Raw genomic sequence first — 23,671 nt, 5'->3', positions numbered from 1 at the left:
CATACGCGCGTCTGCGGTACCGCGCTTTCTTATCTTAGACGGCCCCCAATTACCCCACTGAAGATTCATCATGGACTCAAGCCTCGACCAACCCTGACCGCACAGCGATCAGCGCGAGTTCCGCCGCGTTCGTCGCATTGAGCTTCTGCTTGATGTGGTAGAGATGAGTGCCGACGGTGCTTGGGCTCACTTTGTGAGTGCTCGCCACCTGGCTCACGGAATTGCCTTTCGCCAGTTGCAGGAAGACCGCGAATTCCGTTTCTGTGAGCGCGTCGACCGGATCGCTGCTGCCGCCGAACTGGGCGAGCGCGAGTTGCGGGGCGAGTTCCGGATCGACGTAGCGCTGGCCGCGCGCGACCTGAGCGACGGCACGGACGAGCTCGGACGGCTGGGCGCGCTTCGACAGGTAGCCGGTCGCGCCCGTCTTCAGGGCGCGCATCGGAATCTGCGCGTCGTCGTGGGCCGAGAGCATCAGGACGCGGGCGTTCGGATGATGGGCGAGCAGGCGTTCGAGGGCGCCGATGCCGCCGATGCCGGGCATCGTCACGTCCATCACGAGCGCGTCCGGGCGATGCTCGGTGACGGCCGCGACCGCGACTTCCCCGCAGTCGGCTTCGGCCACGATTGTCGCGCCCGCGCCTTCCAGCAACATGCGAAAGCCCATGCGTACGACGGCATGGTCGTCGGCGAGGACGAGGCGGAGGTTTTCAAGCGTGGAGGCCATGATTGCTTTCCTCGTGGGACGAAGGGATGGGCAGGCGGGCACTGACGCGCAGGCCGCCCCCGGAAAGGGACTCGAGACGAAGTTCGCCGTGCAGCTCGGCGACGCGTTCGCGCATGCCGATCAGTCCGTAGCGGGCGGGATTCGCCGCGGCGACGATTCCGCAGCCGTTGTCGCAGACTTCTAGCGCGATCGCGTCGGCGGCGATGTCGAGACGCACATCGACGTGCGAAGCGCCGGAGTGCCGCGCGACGTTGGTGAGGCTTTCCTGCAGCAGGCGCAGCACGGCGATGCCTAGCGTTTCGCTGGTCGGGGCGGCGATCGGCGAAGTGTGGCAATCGAGGGCGATCTGCGGATGGTGGCCGGACCACAGGCGGCAATATTCGGCGACCGCTTGGTCGAGCAGGGCGCCGCCGCTGTTTGCGGGGCGCAGCCGTTGCAGGATCGTCCGGACGCCGTCCTGCATCTGGCCCGTCATCGCGAGGATCGCCTGGGCGCTGCCGTGGATCTGCGGCTGGTCGTCGCAACGCTGCAGGATCGCGCCCGAGATCGCGCGCACGGCGGTGATCGCTTGCCCGAGTTCGTCGTGTAGGTCGCGTGCGATCAGCCGGCGTTCCTCTTCAAGCCGGGCCTGCACCGCGCGGGCGAAGGCCTGGTCTTCCTCGAGGCGCAGGTTTTGCGCGCGGCTCTGGTCGAGCGCGTCGGCGAGGCGGTTGTAGCTGTTGGCGACGCAATCGAGCTCGGCTGCCCGGTAGGCCGGTAGGCGCACGTCGAAGTTGCCGTCAGCGCCGCGGGCGAGGGCACGGTCGATGTCCGCAAGCGGCGCGAGCGCCCTGTTCAGGGCCGCGCGGGCACCGAAGGCGACGAGGCATAGGAGCGCGATAGCAGTGCCGATGCCGGTGAAGAGATCGTCCCAGGCATCGAGCACCGAGCGGGAAACGTCCGGGCGCAGCACGACTTGGCGGTCACCCGCATCAAAGTGGCGGACCGGTAGCGACGGAGCGACCCAATCGGAGAACCATTCGGGGGCGTAGCGGCCCGCCTTGTACGGGGACTCGGGGGAGATGTACAGGCTCTGGCCCTCGCTTCCGACGACTTCGAGCTGGTTTGCGCGCAAACGGCCCACTGCGCGAAGCTCGGCCATCAGCCGGGTCGGGCCTTGGGCGGGATCGCGCAGCGTTTCCGACACCAACACCGAAATCCATTGTTGCGCGACGTGGCTCGCGGCGTGGACTTCCTCCTCGATCGCTCGGCGTGTCTCGCGCACCCAACAGGTCGCGCCCGCGATCAACATCACGGCCAGTGTCGCGACGACAACGAGGCCGACGCGGTTGCCGAGGCTAGCGGGCCGGGTTTGCACTATGGGCCTATGATGTTTTTTGGTAGTGAGAAAAGGACAGACGTGTGAGCACCAACATGCCTGTTAACAGCTGGGAACGTTGGAATCCATTCGGAATTTATTAGGCCGTCAACAAATGCGTAGCAGAGCTAAGATCTTCGTTAGCGAAGCGATCTAGCGCACCACGCCCTCCTCTCGAAGGAGCTTCAGAATCGCCTCGGCGCCCGCCTGCGCCGACACGCCCTTCACGACCTGCCCGCCCCCGCCTTCCGCCTTCGCGGCGGCGACCTTGAAGCGGTCGCGCGCCGAGCTGGCCTTGACGATCTTCAGGCGCTTCGGGCGCTTTCGTGCCGGGCTGACGGTCCAGTCGGCCGCCTCCGCATCGATCTGGCCCGACAACTCGAAGTGACGGACCTTGGCGCGACGCGCCGGGCCAAAGGCGCTCTGGCGCGGGGGCGGCGCGGCGCTATCGACGGTCGCGATGGCCGGTAGGCGTACTTTCAGGCGACGACGCTGCCCGCGGGGCAGCGCTTGGAGCACCGTCATCGAATCGCCTTCGACGGCTTCCACCTTGGCGACGCCCGATACCAGTGTCCAGCCGAGGCGCTCGGCGAGCAGATAGGGCAGCATCCCGGAAGCTTCGCCGGACTCGCCTCGCGAACCGCACAGCACGAGGCCGGGCCGCGTTTCCATCACGCGAGTCGCGAGCGCCGGTAGCACGTCCGCATCAGGGGGCTGGACGATGAGGTCGAGCGCGTCGAGCCCCATGCCGAGGTAGCCGCGCATCGCCTGTACCGTCTCGTCGGCTGCCGTGCCTGCGTGGATCAGGCTGATGTGCTCGGACGAGGTGAGCGACAGTCCGAGTTCGACGGCGCGCGCATCCTGCTCGGCACGCCGGCCGCGGCCCGTGACGGGGTGACGGCCGAGCGACACCAGGGCCGCAACCTTCAGCGCGCCCGAGGACGCAGCGCCTTTGCTTCCTTCACGCAGCAACATCGCGACGTTCTCCTTGCGTTTTACCGATGAGTTTCACGAGTTCGCCGAGCACCTCTCCAGCATTGCCGATCACCGCCAGATCAGCACGTTTGACCATGTCGCAGCCCGGGTCGGTGTTGATCGCAACCACCTTCTCGCAGCTCTGTATGCCCTGCAGATGCTGGATCGCGCCGGAGATGCCGGCAGCGAGATACACCCGCGCCGTCACCCAGGTCCCGGTCGCGCCGACCTGGCGGTGGCGCGGCATGAAGCCGTTGTCGACGGCGACGCGCGAAGCGCCCTCGGCGGCGCCCAGCACCTTCGCTGCATGATGGAAACCGTCCCAGTCCGTGATGCCGTTGCCGGCCGACAGGATGAATTCGGCTTCCGCCAGCGCAACGCCGGCCGGATCGACCGCGACCGCACCGAGATCCTCGACGCGGCGCAAGGGCAGCGCGACCGCGGCGGTCACGGCGAGCGGTGTTGCCGCATGGCGCGTGTCGGTGACCGGCTCGCCGCATTCGGGAAGCGCCAGCACGACGCTCGGCAGCGCGCGCGTGATGTCCGTCGCACCGGCCGCGCCGCGCCCGGTACAGCGGCCATCGGCGATCTGCCAGACCTGAGTCGCGGGTCTCACGCCCAAGCGGGCAGCCAGTCGGCGCCCGAGTTCTCCGCCCCCCAAGGTCGACTCGGGGAAGATCCAGTGACGAGGTCTCAGGTCGCGCTCGACTACGAACAGCGTCGCGAGCCGGGCTTCCGGTCCGTAGCCGTCGTAATGGCCGCCCTTGAACTCGAGCACGCGATCGACGCCCGAATCGCCCAGTCCTTCGTCCCGCAGCTCGCCGAATGCAAGGAGCAGCACCGCGCCATCCCGCTCGGCATCGGCGAGTTGCCGTGCAAGACCGAGAAGGTCGCGATCGTGCGCGGAGAGCCGGCCGCCAGGCAGATCAGCGACGACCGCGATGTAGAACGCGGGCTCGGAGATGACCACCTCCCGGCGGGAGTCAGAGGCTGCCTCGGATTTCGCAGCACTGCGAAGTCCGCTCGTCGGGGCGCCGCTGCGGTCGATGCGACGCAGCCCGTTCGGGCCGATGAAGCCGACCGCATGCGGATTGCGCCGCACGAGGCCGCTCGGTCCGATCCAGCGGGCCGCGTCGGACAGGGCGCCACCGACCAAGGCGAGAACGACCCCATGGTCGGGATGCAGGCGGTTGCGCAGGATATGCTCCCTGCGCGGATCGCGTCGGATGATGTCGCTCATACCATGACCTCCTCTTGCCGCTGGCGCTCGACCTTGGGCGCCTCGACGAGTTGCGCTGCGACCAGTTCGGCGATATCACAAACTTCCGGCCGAGGACCGACGACGCCTTCGAGCATCGCCGTACATTGCGGGCACCCGACGGCCACGATGTCGGCCTTCGTCGAGTTGATTTCCTCCATCCGCATGTCGGGAATGCGCCGCTTGCCGGGGATGTCGGTGATTGGCGCCCCGCCACCGCCGCCGCAGCAGCGCGAACGGAAACCGGAGCGCTCCATCTCCACGACCTTGATGCCGATGCCCTTCAGTGCCTTGCGCGGCGCTTCGTATTCGCCGTTGTAGCGGCCGAGGTAGCACGGGTCGTGATAGGTCACGCGCCCGCCGGTCCACTCGCCCAGCGCGAGCCGGCCCTTCTCCATCAGGTTCGAGATGAAGGTGCTGTGATGCGTCACCGTGTAGCTCGCGCCGAATGCCGGGTATTCGTTCTTCAGCACGTGGAAGCTGTGCGGGTCGCAGGTCACGATCTCGCGGAAGCGGTACTTGCCCAGCGTCGCCGCATTGCGCACGGCCAGCGCCTGAAAGGTCGCCTCGTCGCCGAGGCGTCGCGCGACGTCACCGCTGTCGAGTTCCTCGTTGCCGAGCACCGCGAAATCCACCTGCGCCGCGCGCAGTACCTTCACGAGTGCCCGCAGCGTGCGCTGGTTGCGCATGTCGAACGCGCCGTCGCCCATCCATAGCAGCACGTCGGCCGTGCCGCGCTTCGCCATCAGCGGCAGGTCCAGGTCCGCCGCCCAATTCATGCGCGAGGCCGGGTCGAAGCCGCCGGGGTTGTCGGTGGTCGCCAGGTTTTCCAGCACCTCCCTCCCCTTGTTCGGCGTATTGCCATGCTCCATAGTCAGGAAGCGGCGCATGTCGACGATCGCATCGACGTGCTCGATCATCATCGGGCACTCCTCGACGCAGGCACGGCAGGTCGTGCAGGACCACAAGGTCTCCGCATCGACAAGCGCGCGGCCTTCGCGGAGCACGATCGGGCTGTGCGCGTCGCCGCCGTGCTCGCCCACGGGCTTGCCGGGATACGGCGAGCCCGCATAGGCCGCGTCCGTGCCACCGGCCATCCCGATGACCATGTCCTGGATCAGCTTCTTCGGATTGAGCGGCTGCCCTGCGGCAAAAGCCGGACACATCGCTTCGCAGCGGCCGCACTGCACGCACGCATCGAAGCCAAGGAGCTGGTTCCACTTGAAATCGGCCGGCTTGCCGACGCCCAACGGCGCGGTCGCGTCCTTCAGGTCGAGCGGCTTGAGGCCGGTCGAGCGCCCGCCGCCGAAACGTTCGGGCCGACGGTGGAAAGCCAGATGCAGCGCGCCGGCGAAGGCATGCTTCATCGGTCCGCCCCAGGTCATGCCGAGGAACATCTCGGAGATGCCCCACGCGATAACGAGCGTCAGCACGGCGGCGAGCGCCCAGCCGCCGAATCCGGCGGGCAGGATCCCGGCCGTCGGCAGCGTGACCAGGAACACGCCGCTCGCGAACGCGAAGAGGCTCTTCGGCAGGCGCATCCACGGGCCACGCGAAAGGCGCGCCGGAGGATTCCTGCGCCGCGCTGCGACGCGCAGCGCGCCCACGAACATGACGACTGTCGCCGCGAGCAGCGCCCAGCTCAACAGGCGACTCTGCACCTGGAAGCCATGCACCAGGATCAGCAGCACGGCGGCAGCGACGAAACCGCCACCGGTCGCGACGTGGGTGTTCGCGAACACCTTGTCGCGCGCGACGACGTCGTGGAGGTCCACCAGGTAGCGGCGCGGCATCACGGCGAGCCCGCCGAGTATCGATACCGGCGACGGGCGTCCCTGCCGCCACAGGCTGATGCGCCGGAAGGCGCCCAGCAGCGCCAGCGCAAGCGCCCCGAGGACCAGAACTGGGAGTACAACGTCAAGCATTCAACTCTCCTTGCTTCTGCAGTCCGGCGGGAGCGCAGCGCGGGGCCGCGCCTTCATCCCGCCGGGCGGTGCATCAGAAGTCCTTGCACAAGCGCAGGGCGTCGAGGATGGCCGCGTGGGTATTGCGCTGCGACACGCAGTCGCCGATGCGGAACAGCAGGTACCCGTCGCCCTTTTCCGCGAGGCAGGACTGCGGCTGGATCGCGAAGAGCTCCTGGATATTCACCTGGCCCTTGTTGCGCGAACCCGGCTTCAGCTCGTAGTACAGCTTCTCGTCCGGCCGCACGCCGTTTTCGACCACGATCTGGTCGACCACGCGCTCTTCCTTGGCACCGGTGTATTCGTTCTCCAGCACCGCGACGAGCTTGTCGCCCTCGCGATACACCTTCTCCAGCATCAGGTCCCCGGTCATGATCACTTCCTTGGGGTACAGGCTGCGGTAGTAGGTCGGGAAGGTCGTGCCGCCGATCGCCACACCCGGCTTGATGTCGTCGGTGACGATCTCGACCTTGGCGCCCTTGTCGGCGAGGTAATCCGCGACCGACATGCCGGAGAATTCGCAGATCGTGTCGTACACCAGCACGTTCTTGCCCGGCGCGACCTTGCCTTCGAGAATGTCCCAGCTGCTCACGACCAGCCCTTCGGCCGCACCCCAGTGCGGGTTCTGCTCGAGGAAGGGGTGCGCACCGACCGCCAGCACGACGACGTCGGGCTTCAGATCCATGATCGTTGCCGCATCCGCCCCGACGCCCAGGCGCAGGTCGATCTTCAGGCGCGCGAGCTCGAGCTGGTACCAGCGCGTGATGCCCGCCATCTGGTCGCGTTGCGGCGCCCGTGCGGCGATCGAGATCTGGCCGCCGAGCGCATCCTTCTTCTCGAACAGCGTCACGTCATGGCCGCGCTCGGCTGCGACGCGTGCGGCCTCCATGCCCGCCGGCCCGCCGCCCACGACGACGACCTTGCGCTTCGGGCCCGTCGATTTCTCGATGATGTGCGGCAGCCCCCGGTGCTCGCGCGAGGTCGCCGCGTTCTGGATGCACAGCACGTCCAGACCCTGGTACTGGCGGTCGATGCAGTAGTTCGCGCCGACACACTGGCGGATCTGGTCGACCTGGCCCATCTTGATCTTGTTCACGAAGTGCGGATCGGCGATGTGCGCACGCGTCATGCCCACGAGGTCGACATAACCGCCTTCCAGGATGCGCTGCGCCTGGTTGGGATCCTTGATGTTCTGCGCGTGGATCACCGGCACCGACACCACTTCCTTGATCCCGGCCGCGAGATGCAGGAAGGGCTCCGGCGGATAGCTCATGTTCGGAATCACGTTCGCAAGCGTGTTGTGCGTGTCACAGCCCGAACCGACGACCCCGATGAAGTCGAGCAGGCCCGTGTCGCTGTAGTACTTGGCGATCTGCTTCATGTCGGCATGGGTGAGGCCATCCGGGTGGAACTCGTCGCCGCAGATGCGCATGCCGACGACGAAGTCGCGCCCGACCTCGGCCCGCACCGCCTTCAGCACTTCCATGCCGAAACGCATGCGGTTCTCGAAGGAGCCGCCCCACTCGTCCGTGCGCTGATTGACGCGCGGACTCCAGAACTGGTCGATGAGGTGCTGGTGCACCGCCGACAGCTCCACCCCGTCCAGCCCGCCTTCCTTCGCGCGGCGTGCCGCCTGCGCGTAGTTGCCGATGATGCGCTGGATCTCCTCGGGCTCGATCGTCTTGCACGTGGCGCGGTGAACCGGCTCACGGATGCCCGACGGCGACACCAGATGCGGCCAGTTCTCGCCATCCCAGCGCGAGCGCCGGCCCATGTGCGTGATCTGGATCATGATCTTCGCGCCGTGCTTGTGCATCGCGTCGGCGAGGTTCTGGAAGTGCGGGATGATCTTGTCGGTCGACAGATTCACCGACTTCCACCAGCCCTGCGGGCTGTCGATCGCGACCACCGAGGAGCCGCCGCAGATGCACAGGCCGATGCCGCCCTTGGCCTTTTCCTCGTAGTACTTGACGTAGCGCTCGGTGGTCATGCCGCCGTCGGTCGCATAGACCTCGGCGTGCGCGGTGCTGATGATGCGGTTGCGGATCGTCAGCTTGCCGATCTGGATCGGCTGGAAAAGGGCGTCGAACTGTGCCATTGCCTTTTACTCCTTTCAGCGCGGGCGGGTGACGAACACGCCGTAGTCGCAGCCTTCCTCGGCGCCGCTCTGGGTCTGCTCGGCAAGGGTGCGCAGCGGGCTGCCGGCGGCGGCGAGGATCTGGTCCATCGCGCCAGCGAACCAGCCGGTGAACATGTATTCGATCTTGCGGCCGACCTTGCCGTACTCATAGACGAAGGCCGAATGGTCCAGACGCACGCGGCAGGTACCCGCGTCGAGATCGATCGCCTCGATCGAGAAGAGGCCCCAGCCGCGCTGCGACAGGCGCTTCATGTAGTGCTCGAACACCGCGACGCCGGAAAGCTTGTGCCGCGCAGCTTCCTTCTCGCACCAGTGCCACGCCGACTTGTAGCCCGCCTTGTAGAGGATCTGGGCGTAGCGCTCGGCGCCGATCTCTTCCTCGATGCCCTTGTGGTTGTTGATGAAGAAGTGGCGCGGCACATACAGCATCGGCAGCGCATCGGTGGTCCAGACGCCGGTTTCGGAATCGACTTCGATCGGCAGTTGCGGGGCGGTCTTCATGTTCGGTTTGTCTCCGGTATGTTGTCGGGGCAGCAGGGGGATCGCGTCGGGCTCACTCGCCCCAGACGTCGCGCAGCACGCGCACCCAGTTCTCGCCCATCACCTTGCGCACGACACGCTCGGGCATGCCGCGCTTGAGCAGCGTTTCGGTCAGGTTGGGGAACTCACCAACGGTGCGGATGCCAAGGGGATTGACGATCTTTCCGAAGTTGGTGAGGCGGCGGGCGTAGCCCTTGTCGTGCGTGAGCCACTCGAAGAAGTCCTTGTCGTGGCCCTGCGTGAAATCGGTGCCGATGCCGATCGCATCCTCGCCGACGAGGTTCATGACGTATTCGATCGCTTCGGCGTAGTCGTCGATCGTCGAGTCGATGCCCTTCTTGAGGAAGGGGGCGAACATGGTCACGCCGACGAAACCGCCGTGATCGGCGATGAACTTCAGCTCGGCGTCAGACTTGTTGCGCGGATGTTCCTTGAGGCCGGACGGCAGGCAGTGCGAATAGCAGACCGGCTTCTTCGATTCGAGGATGACTTCCTCGGAGGTCTTCGCGCCGACGTGCGAGAGATCGCACATGATGCCGACGCGGTTCATTTCGGCGACGACCTCGCGGCCGAAGCCCGACAGTCCGCCGTCACGCTCGTAGCAGCCGGTGCCGACGAGGTTCTGCGTGTTGTAGCACATCTGCACGATGCCCACGCCGAGCTTCTTGAAGATCTCGACGTAGCCCAGCTTGTCCTCGAACGCATGCGCGTTCTGGAAGCCGAGGATGATGCCGGTCTTGTTCGCTTCCTTGGCCGCAGCGATGTCAGCCGTGGTGCGCACCGGCAGCACGAGGTCCGTGCTTTCCGCCATCAGGCGATTGACCATCACGATATTGTCGATCGTCGCCTGGAATCCTTCCCACACCGAAACGGTGCAGTTCGCCGCCGTCAGGCCGCCTCGGCGCATGTCTTCAAAGAGCGCGCGGCTCCATTTCGCAATGATCAGTCCATCTATGATGATGGAATCGTCGTGGACCTGTTTAAAATTCATTCCTGTCTCCTCCGGTGTCGCTGTTCCGTGGAAAACAGCATAGCCAAGGGGCCCAGCAGGCCCGCGCATGGAAGCGACCGACGGTGTGCAAATTCCGCCACCAGGAAGCAATAAACGGAAGCGGACCGCAAAGCTGCCGCCCACTTGCGCGGTGCTCGGATGCTCGCCTATCTCACTGATATGTCTCGCATCCTGCGGTCCGTGCGCCTTGCCAGGAGGCCGCTCGGTTATCCAGGGGTTCCTTAGGTACAGATTCCTCCGGCACGGCAAAGTGTTCGAATTGGCGACCGGGAGGACAGCCGATCAGGCGTGAACGCAAGGAGTCATGTGTATCGCCCCGACTCCGGCCCCGTACCGCCACCAGACGGATCGTTCCTACGGCTTGGTGGACACGCTGAACCACACTTCAGGAACACTTTCAATGGCGAAATCGGGACCGAGAACGATCTACCTACCCCTATGTGCGCCGATAATCTATCCTTGAGACGACGCACTTTTGCTTAAACGCGACCTTGATGTACCAATAAGTGCCTTCGCTCATCTAAACTCGACAAACCTCAACATATCTGACGGTCGATCAATCCGAGGAGTATCGAGGAGTGTGTAGCTCCAAACTACCGAAACAACGCCCAGCGAGCCGATCAAGGAACCTGAACGGCACCTGTCCTGCAATAAGCTTGGCCCAAAAGGAGTCCCGAGTTGTTGACGTGGGTGAAAGCACTAGGCAGCGTCGCACGGAAGCTGTCGTGCTCCCACGTTCCGAGGAACTTAGTCGAGTACTTAACTAGAAAATCATGATGTATCCAAAAGCCGCCCCGCGAGGCAGCAACGTATCTGCCCCCCCAAGAACGAGGCGCCTGTCCGTTGCATTTTTGCTTGCGCCGCGCTTTACGCTGGTGGCCTTTTCGGCCTTCGTCGATGCCCTCAGACTGGCGGCTGACGAAGGCGACTCGAGTCGGCCGATAGACTGTGACTGGCAGGTGCTCAGTCAGGATATGCAACCGATTACGGCGAGCTGTGGCCTAAAGGTTAGCCCTACCAGCCCGCTCGTTGATCCCACCCAGTTCGACTACATCGTAGTTGTCGGGGGCCTGCTGCCGCACCTCAAGCTCGACCCCGAGCTTTCTAACTTTATCCAACACGCAGCCGCGCGACGCGTCCCACTGATAGGGATCTGCACAGCTCCGTTCATCCTCGCCAGACTAGGCTTGATGGAAAACCGCCGCAGTTGCGTGAGCTGGTATGTTGCCTCGGATTTTGCGGAAGAATTTCCCGGGCTTCCTTTCAGCTCCGAGGAGCTCTTTATTGACGAAGGAGACCGTCTAAGTTGTGCTGGAGGGACCAGCGTCGTCCATCTGGCAGCGCACCTTATAGAACGTCACTGCGACAAGGCACGAGCCGCAAAAGCATTGCGCATCATGATCGAGCATACTCAGCTTCCGGCGCAGACACCGCAACCACTGCCCCCCCTGATGCAGCAGACGTCTGACACTCGCGTACGCAAGGCGATTCTGCTCATCGAGCGCCACATTAGCACCCCGGTCTCAGCGGAATTCATCGCACAGCATGTGAACATTAGCGTCCGTCACCTGGAGCGTCTATTCTTGGCAGAAGTAGGCATGACTCCCGTGGCATTTGCAGTCAAACTGAGAATGGCAACTGCCTACAATCTTCTAGTCACAACGCAGGCACCAATCCTTGACATCGCCCTCGAATGCGGCTTTCTGAGTAATTCCCACTTTTCTCGATCTTTCAAGCAGACCTTTGGGAAGAAGCCCAGTCAGGTGCGTGAGGAAGAATGCGCGCATCAGCACAGCTAACAACTGTGCAATTTCGCCAGCAAGCAAATGGTGTCTATCCATTCGCTGGCGTCAAGACTACATCCACGACCCGACCTAAATAGCGCCAGCCGATCATCCACGAAATACGTCGAACGATCGGCGATGGCTGCTTATGCAAGTGCGAGCACAACCGGCAAAAATCAGCCTATCACCAGGCCCCCGCCTACCCTACCAACGGCACCTACTTGCTTGACACTGCAGAACTTGTTCCTGTCCCCACAATCCCCGTCTTGGAAAATGTAACGACGTCACCGCTAGGTGCGATGACCGCAGCAGTCAACGACAAACGATCATCTCTTTGCGAGGCAACAAACGTCATTCCCCCGTCGCGACTTTCGAGGCGTACCCCGTTCAGTCCGACCGCGACGACCCGATCCGAAGTTTCAACCATATCTGTGATCGAGTTATGCGCGTCGTTTCTCACCTGATCCCAACTACTGCCGCCGTTGCGGCTACGATAAAGGCTACCGCGCAGACCACCGACCAGCAAAGTACCATCCTTCATAACGAGCCCCGACCATAGTGACCCCTTGTACGGGGTATCAAGGCGACTCCACGTTCGTCCCCGATCGTCGCTACGCAGAACCGAACCCCGCTCCGCAGATACAAATAGAGTCCCACTAGGAGCTGCAAACAACTTGAACAAGTTCCTATCGCTTTCCCCACCGGTATCGGGATCCTGAACCGAAATACGATCCCACGTCTTTCCGCCGTCACCGGTCCGTAGTATCAGCGACCACAATCCCACGGCAACACCCTCGTTCTGATCGAAGAAGTGTACCGAAAAAAGGGGACGGTCCTCCTTCAGGTCAGTTCGCTGCACTGCCCACGTGTCCCCCCCGTCCTCAGTAGCGAGGATCATCCCCCAATGACCAACCGCCCATCCATGCTTTTCGTCGACAAAGGATACAGAAGTCAAAGTCGACGAGACTGGTACCGACCTCGCCTGACGAAACGATTGTCCCCCGTCATCAGACAACAACACTGTTCCGTACGATCCGACAGCGACAACGCGCTGACCAGCAGTTGCAGCCCCCAAAATCGCCGCCCTAGTAGCAAACTGAGATATCACGGCCGGTGAAATTCGTACTTCACTTTGCTCCACCGCAGCGCTGGCTTGCACCGCATAAAGTGCACATATTCCCGTGGCAAGGCAGATTGTTGCACCAAGGCGCTTTACGCTCATAGCAGCAAAATATTTCATGATCATTCTCCTCAATGCGCCAAAATCCCTGGCGCCCTAACTGGCGAACGTCTCGGGAAGATCTTTTCGAGCCACACAGCGCACGCCGGAAGCACGGTCATGGCCATAATCATGTTCACAATAAACATGAACGCCAAAAGCATCCCCATGTCAGCTTGAAACTTAAGCTCTGAAAACGCCCATGTTGCCACCCCCACTGCAAGCGTAATAGCAGTGAAGATCGTCGCCGTTCCTACCTCCAGGATCGAATGCTCAAGCGCCCTGACAATGTTCAGGCCGTTCGCCAAGTGCAGTTGAAGGCGATTGTAGATGTAAAACGCGTAGTCCACACCGATACCCACCGCCAGAACCATTACGGGGAGCGTCGCGACGGTTAGACCAATTTGCAGTTCCTTCATAAACCAGTAACCGATGAACGTCCCGATCAACAGTGGCAAGCAGCACGCGACAACCGCTCGGAAGTCGCGATAGACAAGGGCGACTAGGGCAATGATAGTAGCAAACACATAAACCATCATCGGGGTCTCAGCATGTTCCACTTCGTCATTCACCGCGGCAAGAACACCCGAATTGCCTGCTGCAAGCCGAATAGTCACGCCTTCAAGCTGATGATCGTTGCGGAAAGTCTTTACCTTATCTATTACTCCGCCAATAGTCGTCGCTTTATGGTCTGAGAGGAAGAGATGGACTGCGGTCATGCTGCAATCTTTACGCATGTACCCGCGCATCCGACCAATTTCTGTACTCAGTGAGGCATAATTAGCCTCGTCCAACGGAACGACCGCCATTTTTGGATGCCCTTCGTTGTAACCCTCGTTGTATGTACGCAGTTGCCCGGCGTAAGACGCCACTGACAGTACTCCAGGCGTGTTCTGCATATCCCAAACAAACTTATCTTGAAAATCCCCAATTGCCACGTTGTTGCAGGATTCCGGACTCGCTTCGAAAACCACCGTCAGCCAGTCCAATCCCGTGTCGTAGTTTTGCGCGATAGCCACTGCGTCCCGATTAAATCGCGCCTCTTGCCGTAATTCCGGGGCACCTGGCTGCAACGTACCGATAACTCGATCTCTGCTTTGCCAGACAGCGGCACCAAAGACGCACGCCGCGATGCCAATGACCACCAATGCCCGCCCGGGTTCAGCCACTCGCGCAAGTGGCCGGAGCCAACGTGCACGGCTCTCTCGACGGTCCATCGCCTCTTCGGCGTATTTACGGTCTAACGTGAAGTAGGACGCTGCAATCGGCAGCATCGCCAAGTTGGTAGTAATCTTGAAGAACACGCCCAACGATGCCGTAATCGCCAGTTCCCTGACCATCGGGATCGGAATGATGACTAACGTTACGAACGACACGAAGGCCGTAACGAGGGCCAAAACACCGGGAATCAGCAAACCGCGAAAACTGGTGCGCGCAGCGTCTTCGGCTGACTTGCCATGCGCCAGTTCATGAACAATGAAGTTAATCTGTTGAACGCCGTGGGAAACGCCAATAGCGAAAACCAGAAACGGCACGAGTACTCCGAGCGGATCCAGACCAAATCCTAGAAGGCGCAACGCGCCAAATTGCCACACCAGCGAGGTGAAAGAGCAAATGATCGGTAGTAGCGTAAAGCGAATAGAACGGCAGTACCAGTAGACCGCCATTGCCGTAAGAACAAGCGCGGCACCGCAGAACTCAAGAACTGACGAAGCTCCGTCCGCAATGTCACCGATTTGTTTTGCAAACCCGATTATTTGTATCTCGTAGTTCTCGTCTTCGAAGCGCTTCCTTAACTCATTTAGACTCTTGTTGTACTCGACGTAATCGATTTTATTACCATCCTTATCGACCTCGCCCAACTCTGCGACGATCATCGCACTAGTCTGGTCCCTCGATACAAGAGTTCCGACAAATCCACCAAGGCTCGTTGAACGCTGGATTTCGGCGATTTTTTCGGCGGTCAGGCTGTCTGGCGTTACAGTTCCGGGAATAATAGGATCCGCCCGAAAGCCCTCCTCTGTAATTTCGTTGACGAGACTATTAGGAGTCCATAACGACTGGACGCCTAGCCGGTCAACGCTGGGGAGGTAGATTACAGCTTGGGTGACTTCGTAAAGGCGAGTCAGGCTAGCTTGTGTCCAGATTGACTCATTGCGCGCCTTAACTACTATGTTCAGCCGGTTTGCGCCCAGAAGGTCGCCGCGATACTCATTGAATGTCTTGACGTACTCGTGACCAATTGGAAGTTGCTTTTCAAAACCAGCTTCCATTCGCAACTGCAGAGCGAAATACCCCATCCCTGCAGTAAATATGGCTAGCCACAGCAGGAATGGAGTCCGGAACCTAAAGCAAAAATTTTCCAGCCCGGCTAGCATCCGAGTCAGCAATTTGTCAACGTCGTTGACTTTGAGAATATTTATCATGGCAGCCGTCACTACAGATCGATGTATACATCCAATTCACAGTCCTGACCTAGTCCAAAGTCTCGGCTTTGACCGTTGGGAAACGGACCCGGCGAAATGGAGAGAACAAGATCCAGCCGCAGTCGAGTTGATCAATTGCGGCTGGCAAACACGCGATTAGAAGTTGTAGGAAAGGAAGCCTCCGACGAAATCACGATCGCCGTAAGCTTGCCTTAACGCATTACCGCCCCAATACGCCGTGTAATTGATACCTGCGTTCCATTTCCCGTCATTCTTATTGAACAGTACATAGTAAGTGGCAGACTTAGCGCCCTCAAGGAAGGTAGCAGTAAGCGTCGGGGTGTCGCCACGAACCGCCTGGAAGTAGGTCACGCCTGGAATAACCTGCCAACCATCAATGATTTTCCCGTCATAGGCCGCATTGAAGTCTGCGACGTAGCCCCAAGACGTACCAGTGCCGCCGGCCGAGGCGATCGTACCGAGGCTAGGCGAATTCTCAGTCCAGAAGGCATAGCCAGCAGCAGGCGCCTGCTGGACAGGCACTCCGTTAGCAGACCGCACGAATCGACTCCTGAGATCCGGATATCGAATAACAACCGCCTCGGTCGTGAAGGTCGCATTCGTGGCACCACCGAGCGCTTTAAGGACTCCGGGATAGTTACTCGGAGAGATGCTCAGTTGCGCAGTCACATGAAACTGATACTTTTCCTTGTCTATCCACTGGCTACAGGTATCGACGACTGCGCCGTTGGTATTGAAATCAAGCGGTCCGCCGGCGTTGTAGCAGCCGGTAAGGGCTACAGCGTCTCGTGGTCGATATGACAACTCAGTTCCAATAGCCCAATCCCCAAGCGGGAAATTCGCGCTCAGGCCATACAGTTCGCGATCCTCAAGAAATCGCCAATTGTAGATTCCGGCCGAGTTATATTGCAAAACAGGGCTTTTGTCGTGGTAATTGAGATAATAGAAACCGAGATCGAGATCGGAACCCTCAGGCTTGTAGTGCAGCGAAAGTCCATACTGCCCAGTCTTCCTGGCCTCAATGTCGTCTCCGGACACCGGTGACGCAAATGAAGCAGCGGCCCCTTGAGGAGTCCCCCGTGGGTCAAATCCACCTACGTTAAAATTGGAGGGGTTAAGAAAGAGCGGTTGTCGTCCCTTGTCGTAAAGGTCGTTGGCCGAAAAGTAGGCGCCAACCGGAGGCACACGATTTCGATTCCATCGAAATTGATAGTACGTTTCAAGGTTAACCCCATGCCCTAGGCCGGTTGCGAACGACACCATCGGAGCAGGAATTACCGCCTCCTTCAATTGGGTCCCCGGCACGGCGAGCTTCTGAAGGTCCAAAGCGTTGGTGGCGTTGATACCCCCGGAGATGTAGTAACTCTCACCCCAATTGAGCACTTGATTTCCCAAGCGAACGCGCGCGTTTTGCTCCCCGATAGTAAAATCCTTGCTGGCCCAAAAATCGAGCAAGCGTACGTCACGCGCCACTTGACGCTTTGCGTCGTCATCCAGGTCAGTACGACGTGTTTCAGGCGCGCCAGCGTCATATAGCCAGGTGCCCCGCGCCATGAACTTGTAGCCGTCAGGCATTTTTAGCAAGAGCTCATGGGTTCCCTTGATATTGGCCGCAAAAAAATCGCCGCGCTTATAGTTTAGATTTCCGTTGTCGCCATTCGAGTACTGGGCGGTGTTTGCGCTTGCTCCGCAAGATGTATTTCCGTCACCGATAAGGGCGCAGCTTTGCTTGGAGGCTCGAACCCCAAATCCGGCGGTCAAAGTCGAGTCGAAAGAACCTTCGATCGACCCTGTCGCAAACTGAAATGCGCTGGCCGGCCCGGTCATCACAGCAAGCGCCGACGCAGTAGCCATTGACAGACGTGTGATCCTGAACATATTTCACTCCGTGTAATAAGCAAATCAGGAGAAATCTTTTGCTGGAACCCGTGCGATTGGGCTCCAGCAAACCGATTAGCGTTCGCTCGTCGCGCGCAGGGTGTCGGGAGTATAGAAATTCGCCTTGAAGCGCCCACCGTCAGGACTGGTTAGGAACTTCACATCAGAACCCTGTCCGATCACCTGGTTGTCTGCTACGTAGCGCCCTGATTGGAGGCTGTACTGCATCCACGGACCATAGGTGCATGTTCCTCCAAGTTCCCAGACCGGGATTTGGAAAGTCTGGCGCACGTTCCAAATGTTCCCGTTTGCGTCGTAGTCTTCAGCAGCAACCAGATTCCAGCTGTCTTCATCAAGATAATAGGTGCGCTTAGGTGTGGTATGCCGCTGACCTTGCTTCACGGTTGCCTCGACCACCCATACGCGATGCAGTTCGTATCTTGTAACGTCTGGATTGATGAAATCGCGCTTAAACACGTCTTCAAGTTTGGCGTTGAAGTCATACATCTTGAACGCGTTGTGAGCGATGTAGATTTCCTTCTTTCCGGCTAGCTTGTAATCGAACCTGTCGAGCTGACTCCAGAACATGTTCTGTATATCGACCATGTATTCATTTTCGAAGCCGAGTAGTGGAGCATCATATGCGTACGTCGGAAGGCGACGCACTCGACGCTGGCCCGGAAAGTAATAGGACACCTCAGCTGGACGGTCAAGATAGCTGGTCGATACCAGTGCCTGGCCAGCAAGAGATACCGGCGACTTGTACTTGTAATAAGTGTAAAATTCGACCTTACCAGCATCCTCGACGTTCTTAGCTTCCTTTGTGCCGTGCGGATAGTACTGAGTAATCTCGAATGTCGAGAATACGAAGTCGTTGGTACCGCGGGATGGACTCAGCGCTGCGACGCCCTGCTTATAGTCGAAACCAACGCCGGTGGAACGCAACTTGTGGTTCCACATGGCCTCCACGCCGCTCTTTGGAATCGGGAATGGTACACCGCCCGCTCGAGCATGCTCGAGACTGAATCCGTCGGGCGCCATCTTCGCCTCAGTGGCGTTTTCCTTCGTACGCTCCTCAACCCAAGCGGGAACACCACAGTTTCGATGTGTGGGGTACACATCCATCCGGTACCCCTTCGATTGCTTGATTAGAGCAATTTGGCCCGGGGTGAGCTTGCTGGCATATTTATCGACGTTGGACGCGTCAATCGAAAAGAGCGCCTTCTCGTCCTTCGTCTTTGCATAATCACCGCGATATTTCCCGGCTACCCATCCGTTGGGAGCGGATTCTAGTCCCTCCCAAGCCGGGATAGACCCGTCGGCATTCCCCTTCTTTTCTCCACCAAGAGGGGTTAGTTCCTTTCCCAGACGATCTGCATCGCCCGCCGCGACTGCCACGCTTATTTGGCTGCATCCGATCACAGCAGCCAACAGCATTGAGAGCTTATGCGAACTCATTTCACTTCTCCAGAAATTCAGAATTTGGGGTTGAGCTGCCCCAGCAACGGACCCAAACCTGTTGCTATTTGATTTACCAGTGTGGTGAACGACGCCCCTGCTCGCGTCAGGAGCGCCGTAGGGGACATGGACGCGGACCGCAATTGTGGCGATCAGTCGATGATCACCCTACTTCCACTTCCCGGGCACTCTTCAATCTCGCGGAGCGAGTTGCATCCAAATTGCTTTAGTTTCGAGATACTGTTCGTGAGCCTGAAGACCCTTGTCGCGCCCCCCGAAGCCCGATTGCTTATATCCACCGAACGGAACTGTCTGATCTCCTTCCGAGAAGCAATTAACTGAGACCTGTCCCGCGCGAAGAGACTTGGCAACTTGATGCGCGTTGTCGACACTGTCGGTATAAAGCGACGCTGCGAGACCATAATTAGTCTCGTTGGCCTTTCTAATCGCATCCTGCGTATCGGTGCAGGCGATTATGGAGAGGACCGGACCGAAGATTTCCTCGCGCGCGATAGTCATTGAATTAGTGACTTCGTCAAAGATCGTGGGCTCCAGGAAGAAGCCACCGCTCGACTGGAGGACTTGGCCACCTCCCAAAATCAGGCGAGCGCCTTCCTTCTTGCCGGTGTCAATATATGAAAGGATTCGATTCATGTGCTTTTCTTCGACCAGCGCCCCAAGGCGACTGGCCGGATCGAGCGGATCCCCAACGGTCCAGGACTTGAACACTGACACGAGTTCGTCCAGGAGAGCATTCTTAACGCCTTGCTGTACGATGAGGCGAGAACCAGCGCTACAATTCTGGCCTTGATGGAACAGACATCCGATCGCCACCTGCTCGGCTACAGCCTTCAAATCTCGAACGTCATCCAGCACCACAGCGGGGCTCTTGCCACCGAGTTCAAGCACCACGCGTTTGAGATTGGTTTCCGCCGAATATTGAAGAAAATATCGCCCGACTTCCCCGGATCCCGTAAAGCTCAGACAATCCACATCGGCGTGACGTCCAAGCGCCTGACCGGCCGTCTCGCCAAAACCGGGAACGACACTCAATACCCCTTCCGGTAGACCGGCTTCTGCCGCGAGCTTAGCGAGGCGAAGCGTAGTCAACGACGTCAATTCTGAAGGTTTGATAATCACGGAATTGCCGCCGGCGAGCGCGGGGGCCAACTTCCACATTGTCACGTACAGGGGGAAGTTCCAAGGAAGCACCAGGCCCACGACACCAATCGGTTCGCGCACGACCATCGCAACAATATTGTCGGCCGTAGGTGCCACTTGATCATAGAGTTTGTCCAGTGCCTCCGCGTGCCAGCGCAGCGTCTCAACGGTTTCAGGTACGTCAAACCCAACCGCGTCGGCGATGGTCTTGCCGGAATCCACCGACTCCATCACTGCCAGCTCTTCAGTATTCTTCTCGATAAGGTCAGCGAACCTCAGAAGTACTTTCTTACGTTGGCGAGGCGCCATTCGCGACCAAACTCCACTCTCGAACGCAGCTCGAGCTGCGGCTACTGCTCGATCGACGTCTGCGCTATTGCATTCGGAGACCCGGGTGATGACCCTGCCGTTAGCTGGATTAAACGTTTCAAACTGTTTTTCCGAAATGGACGATAGAAATTTGCCACCGATAAATGCTTGGGTATCAAACGACAAGCTACCCGCGATCTCGTGATAACGAACCGTATTCATTACTGTCTCCAAGGTGTGGAAGTGTTATCTAGTCCGGCAATTTTGATCTAATTGGTCTAAATAAACTGAAATAAGCCGAATGTGGGCGGGCAACTTATGTCTGCGTTCTTGCTGACGCCTCTCGCAGTCGCGTCCTCGCACTCAGGATGGCTAATGCTTTGACGCTCGCTGTTTCAGCTTTTCCTCCTGTTTATGTTCAAGGTTATATGCATTGGCCTGTTCGCTGATTAGATAGGCATGAATCTCATCTGCGTCATTTTCGGTAAGCACGTCGTCAAACCTGCCCATTCCCATGAATGCTCTTTGGCCACGCAGAACGATTTCCTTGAAATTCTGATGGACTCCTTCCGAGATCCGGCGCAAATCCGGAGTGACATTCGGCGAAAAGACGTGACACTGGGCGCAATGCTGGTTGAACTTTATCTCACCGGATTTAATCTGCTCTGGCGTAGCATCGCTCTTCGGGGGCGACGGAAAGGGCTCATCGTTGCGCAGCGGAGGCTTTGGAACCTCGTCGCCATCAAGCTTGAATACGAGGATGCGGTTCTCGTTGACGCGGGTGGCCGCGGCGCTCTTTGGGGAAATCGGCGTAACGATCGCGGTACCGCCATAGCCAGTCTGAACCGCGACATATTGCGTTCCGTTCACCGAATAGGTCATCGGTGCCGCCATGATGGTACTACCGGTGTTTATGCGCTTGAGCTGTTTCCCCGTATCAGCCGCATACACAACGAAGTCGCCATCTCCCCGCCCTTGGAACACTAGATTGCCCGCGGTAGTCAGGACACCACCGTCGTAGGAGCGGTATCCATTTGAAGTTTCCTGCTCCCAGACCACTTTCTGCTTGACCGGATCCCACGCGCGAAGCACTTCTCGGACAAGAGCCCCGGGACGCGGAGCCTTGATTTGCTTCAAGTCTGGCAATGTTCCAAAGAGCGGCTTTAGGGTTTTCGCGTCAAAAGCGCCGTCAGGGGTAATGCCGGCAGTAGTGAAGAATCCATTGACAAACTTGAGTTTACCCCCCGAGTTAGGCATGTCGACCCAGAAATTCGGGATGTCGATTACCGGGATATAAACAAGATTTGTCTTTGGATTGAACGCCATTGGCTGCCAACTATGAGCGCCAGACCATGACGGATACAGCAGCTTTGGCCCCGTGTAGTAGTCCCCTTGTTTGGTCACCGCCGGCCGACCCGTCTTCATGTCGACATGACTAGCCCAGTTTACGTAGGAATAGTTCTTGGCCGAAAGCAATTCGCCGGTCGCACGGTCCAGCACATAGAAGAAGCCGTTTTTCGGCGCCTGCATCAGCACCTTACGTTGCCTTCCATTGATGACCAAGTCAGCCTGGATCATCTTTTGTACAGCGGTAAAGTCCCAGATATCTCCTGGAGTCGTCTGGTAGTGCCACACCAGTCTTCCAGTATCTGGATTAATGGCTAGTATTGATGAAAGGTAGAGATTATCCCCGCCTGCGGGACTACGCTTTCGCTGGTCGTACGGGGCGCCATTCCCGGTGCCGACGTATAGCAGGTTAAGTTCTGGATCGTAGGCCATGCCGTCCCAAACTGTGCCACCTCCTTTTACGAAGGCAGCCCGTTGGGGATCCCATGTCTTCTGAGCAACCTCCATTTCTGGATGCTCCGGAGCGGAACCAGGGGCACCGGGTACTGTATAGAACCTCCACTTCTGGGCGCCAGTTTTCAGGTCATAGGCCGTAACGTAGCCCCGAACACCGCCCTGCCCAAGATCAGCACCCGCGTTGCCAATTACGACAACATCTTTAGCAATTTGAGGACTCCCGGTACTCGCGTACGGCAGCTTCTTATCTTCGATTGTGTCTACAACCCATATCCTCTTCCCCGTCGCCGCATCAAGGGCATGCAACCGACCGTCGGTAGACGCCACGTACACCATCCCCTGCCATACCACTAATCCGCGGTTTACGACGTCGCAACAGGTGTTCCTTGCAACTTGACCATTGACCTGCGGATCGTATGTCCATAGTTCATTGCCAGTTGCAGCTTCGAGGGCATAAACACGCCCCCAAATGCCCGCTGCGTACATCACGCCATCAATCACAATGGGCGTAGCTTCTTGACCGCGATAGGTACCAAGTTTGTAGGACCACGCATGGCCAAGACGACTGACGTTCTTCTCGTTAATCGTCTCCAACGGGGAGAAATACGTGCCTTTTTGATCTCGACCCGGCGCTACCCAGTTTTGAGGCTCAGAATCTAAACTGCTCATTCTGGCGGAGTCGACATACCCCTGTACACGCTCGTCGGCGAACGCGATCAGGGAGTTCAAAAGTGTAAGTGCGATAGTCGCGCCCGTCAGGCTACGGCGCCTAAGAAGTTGCTTCACTTGTCGTCTCCTTGAAGCTTTTTTTGCATTGTATTAACGGCGCAGGGCCAGTCCGGTGGGCGCCCATGCACTACAGAAGGTTGCGGCAAGGTGGGTCGTTGCTCCCGGCCGTGGAAACAATCTGCAATCCGTTTGAAAAGAGAATAGGCCAGTGCCCCTAAGGGGTATTGACTGAAATCGGCATCCAGTTGTAGATGTACGCCATGAATTGTCAAAACGCGTCCGTTCTTTGGGACGTTCCGGGGGCCAATGTAACGACGAAAGCGTCGCAGGTGCAACGCACTAGCTTGGTGCATCGCAGTTTTCGTGGCCACCCCTCAAACGGCAAACCCCGGAACTCTTAAGTGCAATCAGATCGGGCGCTTCTCCACCTGCCAATGCATCAATTGGAAGATTCGCTACACCGTGTTCTTCTTGAAGGCTACCAATTGGGGCACCTTGCGGTACCCGAACAACGGATGCTCCACTAGCAGCGCGTTGTTCAGTTCGACAAACCGCTCCTGTACCTTGGCCACCGATTTCGTCAACAGGATTGTAACGGTCACGCTCCCTCAGGTGCTGACACAGCTTGCTGAACCAGCCCGGAGCCCCCTTCCTCACTGAGTACTGTGCGGAGCAGCTCGATCACTCATTGTGCTCTCCCACCGGTGGCGGAGTGTCAGCGGTAATCCAATAATCCCCACCTACGGTATTCGAATCTTCCCCACCCATCGACCTGAAGGAGTGCGAGATGGAAAGGGAAGCAGTGGTGTCTGGTGTGGATGCGGTCCAGGGCCCGCGGGTCCTGGACCATCGGCGTTACCGTGTCCGGGTTGAAACCGGGCACGGAGGGCGACGTGATCGGACGCGAATAATG

General features: G+C 59.3%; 15 protein-coding genes. 1 reads left to right on the top strand and 14 read right to left on the bottom strand.

What is annotated here, in order from left to right; all coding sequences use genetic code 11:
• Nucleotides 1–76: 76 nt before the first annotated feature.
• From GO615_RS15005 to GO615_RS14970, 8 genes are all read right to left on the bottom strand, one after another.
• Nucleotides 77–724: a response regulator gene (locus GO615_RS15005; protein WP_211167134.1), complete on the bottom strand. Its 648-nt coding sequence runs from the start codon at nucleotides 722–724 to the stop codon at nucleotides 77–79.
• Nucleotides 708–2,081 (bottom strand): histidine kinase, encoded by a 1,374-nt coding sequence (locus GO615_RS15000; protein ID WP_339380041.1) that lies wholly within the window; start codon nucleotides 2,079–2,081, stop codon nucleotides 708–710. Before GO615_RS15000 ends, GO615_RS15005 begins: the two co-directional genes overlap by 17 nt.
• A gap of 153 nt (nucleotides 2,082–2,234) precedes the next feature.
• The gene (gene etfB / locus GO615_RS14995) at nucleotides 2,235–3,056 is read right to left on the bottom strand and encodes an electron transfer flavoprotein subunit beta (RefSeq protein WP_169129428.1); all 822 of its coding nucleotides are present in this window, start codon (nucleotides 3,054–3,056) and stop codon (nucleotides 2,235–2,237) included.
• A complete protein-coding gene (gene etfA / locus GO615_RS14990; RefSeq protein ID WP_169129426.1) occupies nucleotides 3,043–4,296 on the bottom strand; it encodes an electron transfer flavoprotein subunit alpha in 1,254 nt (417 codons plus the stop codon). The genes etfB and etfA overlap by 14 nt, the downstream gene beginning before the upstream one ends.
• On the bottom strand, nucleotides 4,293–6,239 hold the full coding sequence (locus GO615_RS14985; protein ID WP_169129424.1) for a (Fe-S)-binding protein: 1,947 nt from the start codon (nucleotides 6,237–6,239) through the stop codon (nucleotides 4,293–4,295). The genes etfA and GO615_RS14985 overlap by 4 nt, the downstream gene beginning before the upstream one ends.
• A 73-nt stretch (nucleotides 6,240–6,312) precedes the next feature.
• Nucleotides 6,313–8,376, bottom strand: a complete 2,064-nt coding sequence (gene dgcA, locus GO615_RS14980) for a dimethylglycine demethylation protein DgcA (protein ID WP_169129422.1) — start codon at nucleotides 8,374–8,376, stop codon at nucleotides 6,313–6,315.
• Between the two features lie 15 nt (nucleotides 8,377–8,391).
• Nucleotides 8,392–8,919 carry a 4-vinyl reductase gene (locus GO615_RS14975; protein ID WP_169129420.1) on the bottom strand — a complete coding sequence of 176 codons (528 nt, stop codon included), beginning with the start codon at nucleotides 8,917–8,919 and terminating at the stop codon, nucleotides 8,392–8,394.
• 52 nt (nucleotides 8,920–8,971) lie between these two features.
• Nucleotides 8,972–9,949, bottom strand: a complete 978-nt coding sequence (locus tag GO615_RS14970; protein ID WP_169129418.1) for a dipeptidase — start codon at nucleotides 9,947–9,949, stop codon at nucleotides 8,972–8,974.
• A gap of 794 nt (nucleotides 9,950–10,743) precedes the next feature.
• Between GO615_RS14970 and GO615_RS14965 the strand changes: the two genes are divergently transcribed.
• Entirely contained in the window at nucleotides 10,744–11,769 is a 1,026-nt protein-coding gene (locus GO615_RS14965; protein ID WP_211167133.1) for a GlxA family transcriptional regulator, read from the top strand.
• A 202-nt stretch (nucleotides 11,770–11,971) separates the two neighbouring features.
• Here GO615_RS14965 and GO615_RS14960 read toward each other — a convergent pair whose 3' ends face one another.
• The 6 genes from GO615_RS14960 to GO615_RS14935 all read right to left on the bottom strand — a co-directional run bounded on the left by GO615_RS14960 (nucleotide 11,972) and on the right by GO615_RS14935 (nucleotide 22,815).
• The gene (locus tag GO615_RS14960; RefSeq protein WP_246262302.1) at nucleotides 11,972–12,994 is read right to left on the bottom strand and encodes a WD40/YVTN/BNR-like repeat-containing protein; all 1,023 of its coding nucleotides are present in this window, start codon (nucleotides 12,992–12,994) and stop codon (nucleotides 11,972–11,974) included.
• 11 nt (nucleotides 12,995–13,005) lie between these two features.
• A complete protein-coding gene (locus GO615_RS14955; RefSeq protein WP_339380040.1) occupies nucleotides 13,006–15,411 on the bottom strand; it encodes an efflux RND transporter permease subunit in 2,406 nt (801 codons plus the stop codon).
• Between the two features lie 144 nt (nucleotides 15,412–15,555).
• On the bottom strand, nucleotides 15,556–17,298 hold the full coding sequence (locus GO615_RS14950) for a DUF1302 domain-containing protein (RefSeq protein ID WP_169129416.1): 1,743 nt from the start codon (nucleotides 17,296–17,298) through the stop codon (nucleotides 15,556–15,558).
• Between the two features lie 75 nt (nucleotides 17,299–17,373).
• Nucleotides 17,374–18,756 carry a DUF1329 domain-containing protein gene (locus tag GO615_RS14945; protein WP_169129414.1) on the bottom strand — a complete coding sequence of 461 codons (1,383 nt, stop codon included), beginning with the start codon at nucleotides 18,754–18,756 and terminating at the stop codon, nucleotides 17,374–17,376.
• Between the two features lie 192 nt (nucleotides 18,757–18,948).
• Complete coding sequence (locus tag GO615_RS14940; RefSeq protein WP_169129412.1) at nucleotides 18,949–20,448, bottom strand: aldehyde dehydrogenase; 1,500 nt, start codon at nucleotides 20,446–20,448, stop codon at nucleotides 18,949–18,951.
• 150 nt (nucleotides 20,449–20,598) lie between these two features.
• On the bottom strand, nucleotides 20,599–22,815 hold the full coding sequence (locus GO615_RS14935; RefSeq protein ID WP_169129410.1) for a PQQ-dependent dehydrogenase, methanol/ethanol family: 2,217 nt from the start codon (nucleotides 22,813–22,815) through the stop codon (nucleotides 20,599–20,601).
• Nucleotides 22,816–23,671: the final 856 nt, after the last annotated feature.

The sequence above is a fragment of the Aromatoleum evansii genome, assembly GCF_012910805.1.
Classification (GTDB): Bacteria; Pseudomonadota; Gammaproteobacteria; order Burkholderiales; family Rhodocyclaceae; genus Aromatoleum; species Aromatoleum evansii.
The sequence above is the reverse complement of the archived record's forward strand: the minus strand, read 5'-3'. Positions and strand labels throughout refer to the sequence as shown.